Raw genomic sequence first — 5,982 nt, 5'->3', positions numbered from 1 at the left:
GTTCGGCGAGGTCTGCGGACGCGGCGGCGCGGCCGGACCCGCCGGACCCGCCGGGCCTGCGGCGAAGGACGGCCCGGACGGTGCGGCGAAGGACGGCCCGGACGGTGCGGCGAAGGCGGGCCCGGACGGCGGACGCGGCTGACGCGTCCCGGTGCGCCGGGCCGGGTGCGCCGATCGGGCGAATCCCGGCCCGACGCACCGGGACGACCTGGCCGATGACGTTCCGTCACCGCCACACTGCCCCGTGTGAAGTCGATCCTTCGAACCACCCTGCTGCTCGCCGTTGCCGCCGGGATCGCCGCATCCCCCGTCCAGGCCGGCGCCGTCACCCACCAGCCGCCCAGTGAGGGCGCCCAGTACGTCCGCCTCGACCACCCGCAGCCGGTGCGCGAGAGCGCCCGCACCGAGGCGATCGAGTTCTTCTGGTACGACTGCGGTCACTCCCAGCAGCTCGAACAGCCGCTCCAGGCCTGGACCGAGCGGCACCGCGCCGACGTCGACCTGCGCCGCGTCCCGGCCATCTGGCAGGGCAGCCGCGAGGAGACCGCCCAGCGCGGCCACGCCCGCCTCTACTACACGCTGGAGCGTCTCGGCCTGGTCGAGCGGCTGCAGGCCGCCGCCTTCCGCGCGGTCCACAGCAACGAGCAGGACGTCACCACCGAGGACACCGCCACCGACTGGGCCCTGCGCCAGGGCGTCGACCAGCAGGCCTTCCGTGAGGCCTACCGCTCCGAGGACACCCTGCGGGCTGTCGACGAGGCGGCCGCGCTGTTCGTCCGCTACGGCATCAACGAGCTGCCGACCGTGGTGGTGCAGGGCGAGTACCGCACCTCGCCGACCAACGCCGGCGGCGTCGAGGCGATGCCCGAGGTGATGGACCACCTCGTCACCCAGGACCAGCAGCGCCACCCGCGCGCCCACAAGCTGTACTGACGTCACGCCACCCCTCCCGACCTCCGACGGGCGGGCCGGTCGCACCACGACCGGCCCGCCCCTTTTCGGTCGTCGGCCGAGGTGGGGCCGATCACCTTCACCGAACCGACCCCCGGCGGCCACACTCTGTGCCAGAGTGGGGCCGGGCCGCACCACGACGGCGTCAACAGCCTTGGTGACGGGCCCACTTCTCGATACCGCCGGTACCGGAGAGGGCAGGTGTCCGTGGGGGGACAACGCGCGCAGCTCGTCGACGAGCGCGACAGCCAGACAACGCAGGCCCCGGGGCGACGCCCGTCGGCCGCCGACGGGCCGCCGCCCGAGCTGATCTTCAAACGCGGGCTCCGCCCGGCCCAGGTGGCCCGCGAACTGTGGGGCGCCCGCGAACTCGTCCGCGCGCTCGCCGAGCGCGACCTGCGCGCCCGGTACAAGCAGGCGGTGCTCGGCTTCGCCTGGGCGGTGCTCACCCCGCTCGCGCTGTGCGCCATCTTCACCCTGGTCTTCCGCCGTGCCGTGCACGTCGAGACCGAGGGCGCCGCGTACCCGCTGTTCGCCTATGTCGGCCTGATCGTCTGGCAGTTCTTCAGCAACACCATGAACCAGGGTGCGCTGAGCCTCGCCAACAACCTCAGCCTGCTGAACAAGGTGTACTGCCCGCGCGAGGTGTTCCCGCTCGCCACGATGCTGGTCGCCACCGTCGACATGCTGATCGGCACCGCGGTGCTCGGCCTGCTCTTCCTGGTCTTCTGGACCGCCCCCGCCGTGACCTTCCTCTGGGTGGTGCCGCTGCTGGGCATCCAGTTCGCCTTCACCTACGGCATCGCCCTCGTGCTCTCGGTGGCCGTGGTGTACCTGCGCGACGTCCGCCACCTGCTGCCGATCATCACCCAGATGGGAGTGTTCGCCACCCCCGTCGCCTACCCGCTGGCCCAGATCCCGGAGCGGCTCCAGGAGCTGTACGTCGGCGTCAACCCGCTCGGCGCCGTGATCGAGGGCTACCGCAACGCCCTGCTGTACGGGCGGGCGCCGGACGCCGCGCTCACCACGATCGCCGCGGTCTCCTCGGTGGTGTTCCTGGTCGGCGGCTACCTGCTGTTCAAGAAGCTGGAGACGGGGATCGCCGATGTCGCCTAGCCAGACCCTCCCGCTCGGGACCATCCGCACCGACCAGGTGTGGAAGCGCTTCAAGGCCGACCAGCAGCGGATGCTGCTGCGCGACAAGGTCGACTCGCTGGCCCGCCGGCTGCGCGGCGAGAAGGGCGAGGACTGGCGCTGGGCGCTGCGCGACATCTCGATGCACATCGAGCCCGGTGAGTCGGTCGGCCTGATCGGCTCCAACGGTTCCGGCAAGTCCACCCTGCTGAAGATGCTGACCCGGGTGATGTACCCGTACGGCGGGGTGATCGACGTGCGCGGCCGGATCGGCGCGCTGATCGAGATCCGGGCCGGCATCCACCCGGACCTGACCGGCCGGGAGAACATCTACCTGTTCGGCGCGCTGCTCGGCCTGCGCCGGCGCGAGGTGGCCACCCGATTCGACGACATCGTGGAGTTCGCCCGGCTCGGCGGCGCCATCGACCGGCAGGTGAAGTTCTACTCCTCGGGCATGCAGATGCGCCTCGGCTTCGCCGTCGCCGCCTATCTGGAGCCGCATGTGCTGCTGGTGGACGAGGTGCTGGCGGTCGGCGACGCGGTGTTCCAGCAGCGCTGCCTGGACCGGATGCGCGAGGTCGCCGAGCAGGGCACCACCATCGTCTTCGTCTCGCACGACCTGCCCGCTGTGGAGTCCATCTGCCGGCGCGGCATCTGGCTGGAGCAGGGCTCGATCCGGGTGGACGCCGGGATCAAGGACGCGATGGCCGGCTACCGCGACTCGATCGAGGCGCAGTCCGAGGCCGGCGGGCGCACCGGCGAGCCGCTCCAGCTGCTCAAGCACGAGGTGCGCGGCGAGGACCGGGACAGCCTCACCACCGACGAGCCGATGACCGTCGAGCTCACCCTGGGCGGCGAGTACCGGGGCGACGCGACCCTGCACCTGGGCGTCAGCGAGGGCACCTCCAGCCCGATCTTCCAGATCAGCCACGAGATCCGGCTCACCGGCGGGGACCGCCAGGTCTCCTGCGTGATCCCCCGGCTGCCGCTGCCGCGCGGCCGGTACACGCTCTGGGCCGGCGTCTACAGCATCGGCCGGACCGACGGCGGCACACTGATGAGCTGGCACTCGGTGGGCCAGTTCGACGTGTTCGGGCCCATGCTGGACTCCCCGCCGCGTGCCGTCGTGCTGGCCGCGCCGGTGTTCGTCCCGCACCACTGGGAGGAGTGAGGCGTGAGATCGGTCCGGGTGCTCGTCCATCTCAACAATCTGGCCCTGGGCGGCGCCCAGTTGAACGCCGTCGACATCGCCCGCACCCTGCGCGACCGGGGCCACGACCCGATGCTGTTCGCCCAAGGGGTGGACGGTCCGGCCCCGTTGGTCGAGGTCGCGGCCGGCCACGGCCTGGACGTGGTGGTGGCGGGCGGCCCCGACACCCCGCACTCCGAGGTCCGGCGCCGGCTGGGCCGGCTGGCCGCCGAGCACGGCAGCCAGCTGCTGCACGCCTGGGAGGTCAGGGCGGCCCGCAACTCCTACTTCGGGCCCGGCCGTTACGGCCGGATCCCGGTGGTGACCACCTTCTACGGGATCCGGATGCTGCGCGGCCTGCCCCGGCACCAGCCGCTGGTGCTGGGCCTCGGCGCGCTGCTGGGCGACGGCCGGGCCTTCGGCCACCGGGACGTCAGCCTGATCGAACCGCCGGTGAACACCGCCACGGACGCCCCCGGCCTGGTCGACGGCGCCGCGTTCCGCCGCCAGCACGGCATCGGGGACGAGGAGTTGCTGCTGGCCATCGTCACCCGGCTGGTCCCCGCGCTGGAGAAGGACGCCGGCGCGGAGCTCACCGTGGACGCCGTCCGGCAGCTGGACGACCCCCGGGTCCGGCTGGTGATCGTCGGCACCGGCCCCAGCCTGGAGCCGCTGCGGGCCCGGGCGGCCGCCGCCAACGAGGCCCTCGGCCGCCCGGCGGTGCTGGTCCCGGGCCAGCTCGCCGACCCGCGCCCCGCCTACCAGGGCGCCGACATCGTCCTCGGCATGGGCGGCTCCGCCCTGCGCGGACTCGCCTTCGGCAAGCCGGTGGTGGTGCACGGCGCGGCCGGGTACACCGCCGTGCACGAGCCGGGGCCGCTGGTGGAACCGCACGCCTCGCGCTGCATGTACGGCTTCGGGGACGGCTCGCGCGCGCCCGAGGCGCTGGCCGCCCAGCTGCGGGGACTGCTCGACGATCCGGTGCGCCGGGCCGAACTGGGTGCCTGGGGGCGGGAGTGGGTGGTCGGCCGGTTCTCGCTGGAGAGCGTCACCGGCGCCTTCGAGGAGCTCTACGCCCGGGTGCTCGCCCGGCCGGGCCGCGTGGTCGGCTGGCTGAAGGACCTGGAGCAGATGACCAGGTACGAGTTCACCAAGCCGACCGCCCTGCGGCTACTGGGGCGGTGACGTCGGTCCTCTCCTGATCGGTTCTCTCCTGATCGGCTCTTCCTCTAACCGGTACTCAGGTGTTTAATGGTTAGCATGAGCGAGCTGACGATCCCGCACATCCACCACCGCCACGTCGACGTCGACGGCCTGCGCATCTTCTACCGGGAGACCGGGCCGGCCGACGCCCCCGTGCTCCTGCTGCTGCACGGATTCCCGTCCGCCTCCCACCAGTTCCGGCGGCTCTTCGACGCACTCGGCACCCGCTACCGGCTGATCGCCCCCGACTACCCCGGCTTCGGCCACAGCGACAGCCCCGCACCCGAGGCCTTCCGCTACCGCTTCGACACCCTGGCCGACGTCGTCGAGGGCTTCTGCCTGGCCCTCGGCCTCGACCGCTTCGCCCTCTACGTCTTCGACTTCGGCGCCCCTGTCGGACTGCGGCTCGCCACCCGCCACCCCGAGTGGATCACCGGCCTGATCGTCCAGAACGGCAACGCCTACGAGGAGGGACTCTCCGCGCAGGCCCGGGAGTTCATCGCCAACCGCCCCGGCGTCGAGGGTGCCGCGGAACGCGCCCGCGCCATCCTCGTCGAGGAGATCACCCGGGCCCAGTACGAGGGCGGCACCGGCGACCCCTCACTGGTCGCCCCCGACGGCTGGACCCTCGACCAGCACCACCTCGACCTGCCCGGCCGCAAGGACATCCAGGTCGAGCTCGCCCTCGACTACCACAGCAACGTCGAGCTCTACCCCGTCTGGCAGGACTGGCTGCGCACCCACCGGCCGCCGGCCCTGGTGGTCTGGGGCCGCAACGACCTCTTCTTCACCGAGCCCGGCGCCCGCGCCTTCCTGCGCGACCTGCCCGACGCCGAACTCCACGTGTTCGACACCGGGCACTTCGCGCTGGAGGAGAAGCTGCCTGAGATCGCCCCGCTGATCGACGACTTCCTCGCCCGCCTCAAGCCCTGAGGGGTGTCCGTCCCGCCGGGTCAGTCCCGGCGCAGCAGGAGGGTGACGAAGCCCAGCGTCCCCCGGTAGCCGTGCAGCCACTCCGCACGGTGCAGATCGGCCGCCGCCCGGGCGTCCGCCGCGTCCGGGTGTCCCGGGTGGTCCAGCGCCCAGGCGGCCAGCGAGCCCGTCCAGGAGAACTCGTAGTCGTCCCACTCCGCCGGGCTGCTGACACGGCCGAACACCGGCGTCCACCCGGCCGCCACCACCCGGTCGACGGTGGTGGCCAGGTCCGCGTACTCCTCGCGCGCGACACCCAGGCCGCCCAGCGCCGCCGACGAGGGCTCGCGCTCCCAGAAACCCTCGCCCACCAGTACCCGGCCGCCCGGCGCCAGATGCTCCCGGGCGGCGGCCAGTGTCGGCAGCAGCCCGCCGAAGGCGTGCGTCGCGCCGACGTTCAGGACCAGCTCGAAGGGCTCGCGGTCGGTGAACTCCCGGGCATCGAGATGGTGCAGCCCCAACCGCCGCTGCACCCCCGCCGCCTCCGCCGATTCCCGGGCCCGGGTCAGCGCGCCCGCGTCCAGGTCCACCCC

At 72.8% G+C, this 5,982-nt stretch carries 6 protein-coding genes; 5 read left to right on the top strand and 1 reads right to left on the bottom strand.

From position 1 onward, the window contains the following. Window positions 1-246 precede the first annotated feature (246 nt). The 5 genes from VR45_RS28700 to VR45_RS28680 all read left to right on the top strand — a co-directional run bounded on the left by VR45_RS28700 (window position 247) and on the right by VR45_RS28680 (window position 5,410). Window positions 247-933: a thiol:disulfide interchange protein DsbA/DsbL gene (locus VR45_RS28700; protein WP_045942763.1), complete on the top strand. Its 687-nt coding sequence runs from the start codon at window positions 247-249 to the stop codon at window positions 931-933. A gap of 225 nt (window positions 934-1,158) precedes the next feature. Next, a complete protein-coding gene (locus tag VR45_RS28695; protein WP_045942765.1) occupies window positions 1,159-2,067 on the top strand; it encodes an ABC transporter permease in 909 nt (302 codons plus the stop codon). Then, window positions 2,057-3,256 (top strand): ABC transporter ATP-binding protein, encoded by a 1,200-nt coding sequence (locus VR45_RS28690; RefSeq protein ID WP_045942762.1) that lies wholly within the window; start codon window positions 2,057-2,059, stop codon window positions 3,254-3,256. The genes VR45_RS28695 and VR45_RS28690 overlap by 11 nt, the downstream gene beginning before the upstream one ends. A 3-nt stretch (window positions 3,257-3,259) precedes the next feature. Next, the gene (locus tag VR45_RS28685; RefSeq protein ID WP_052709450.1) at window positions 3,260-4,459 is read left to right on the top strand and encodes a glycosyltransferase family 4 protein; all 1,200 of its coding nucleotides are present in this window, start codon (window positions 3,260-3,262) and stop codon (window positions 4,457-4,459) included. A gap of 75 nt (window positions 4,460-4,534) precedes the next feature. Continuing rightward, entirely contained in the window at window positions 4,535-5,410 is an 876-nt protein-coding gene (locus VR45_RS28680) for an alpha/beta hydrolase (RefSeq protein ID WP_045942761.1), read from the top strand. Between the two features lie 20 nt (window positions 5,411-5,430). Here VR45_RS28680 and VR45_RS28675 read toward each other — a convergent pair. After that, the coding region (locus VR45_RS28675; RefSeq protein WP_045942760.1) for a class I SAM-dependent methyltransferase at window positions 5,431-5,982 on the bottom strand (552 nt) is incomplete at its 5' end.

This window comes from Streptomyces sp. NRRL S-495, assembly GCF_000966955.1.
Classification (GTDB): Bacteria; Actinomycetota; Actinomycetes; order Streptomycetales; family Streptomycetaceae; genus Kitasatospora; species Kitasatospora purpeofusca.
Note: the sequence above shows the minus strand (reverse complement) of the source record. Positions and strands in the feature narration are given on the sequence as shown.

Coding starts and splice junctions, on each gene's coding strand:
- VR45_RS28690 (WP_045942762.1), top strand. CDS start 2,057: ATGTCGCCTAGCCAGACCCTCCCGCTCGGGACCATCCGCACCGACCAG.
- VR45_RS28680 (WP_045942761.1), top strand. CDS start 4,535: ATGAGCGAGCTGACGATCCCGCACATCCACCACCGCCACGTCGACGTC.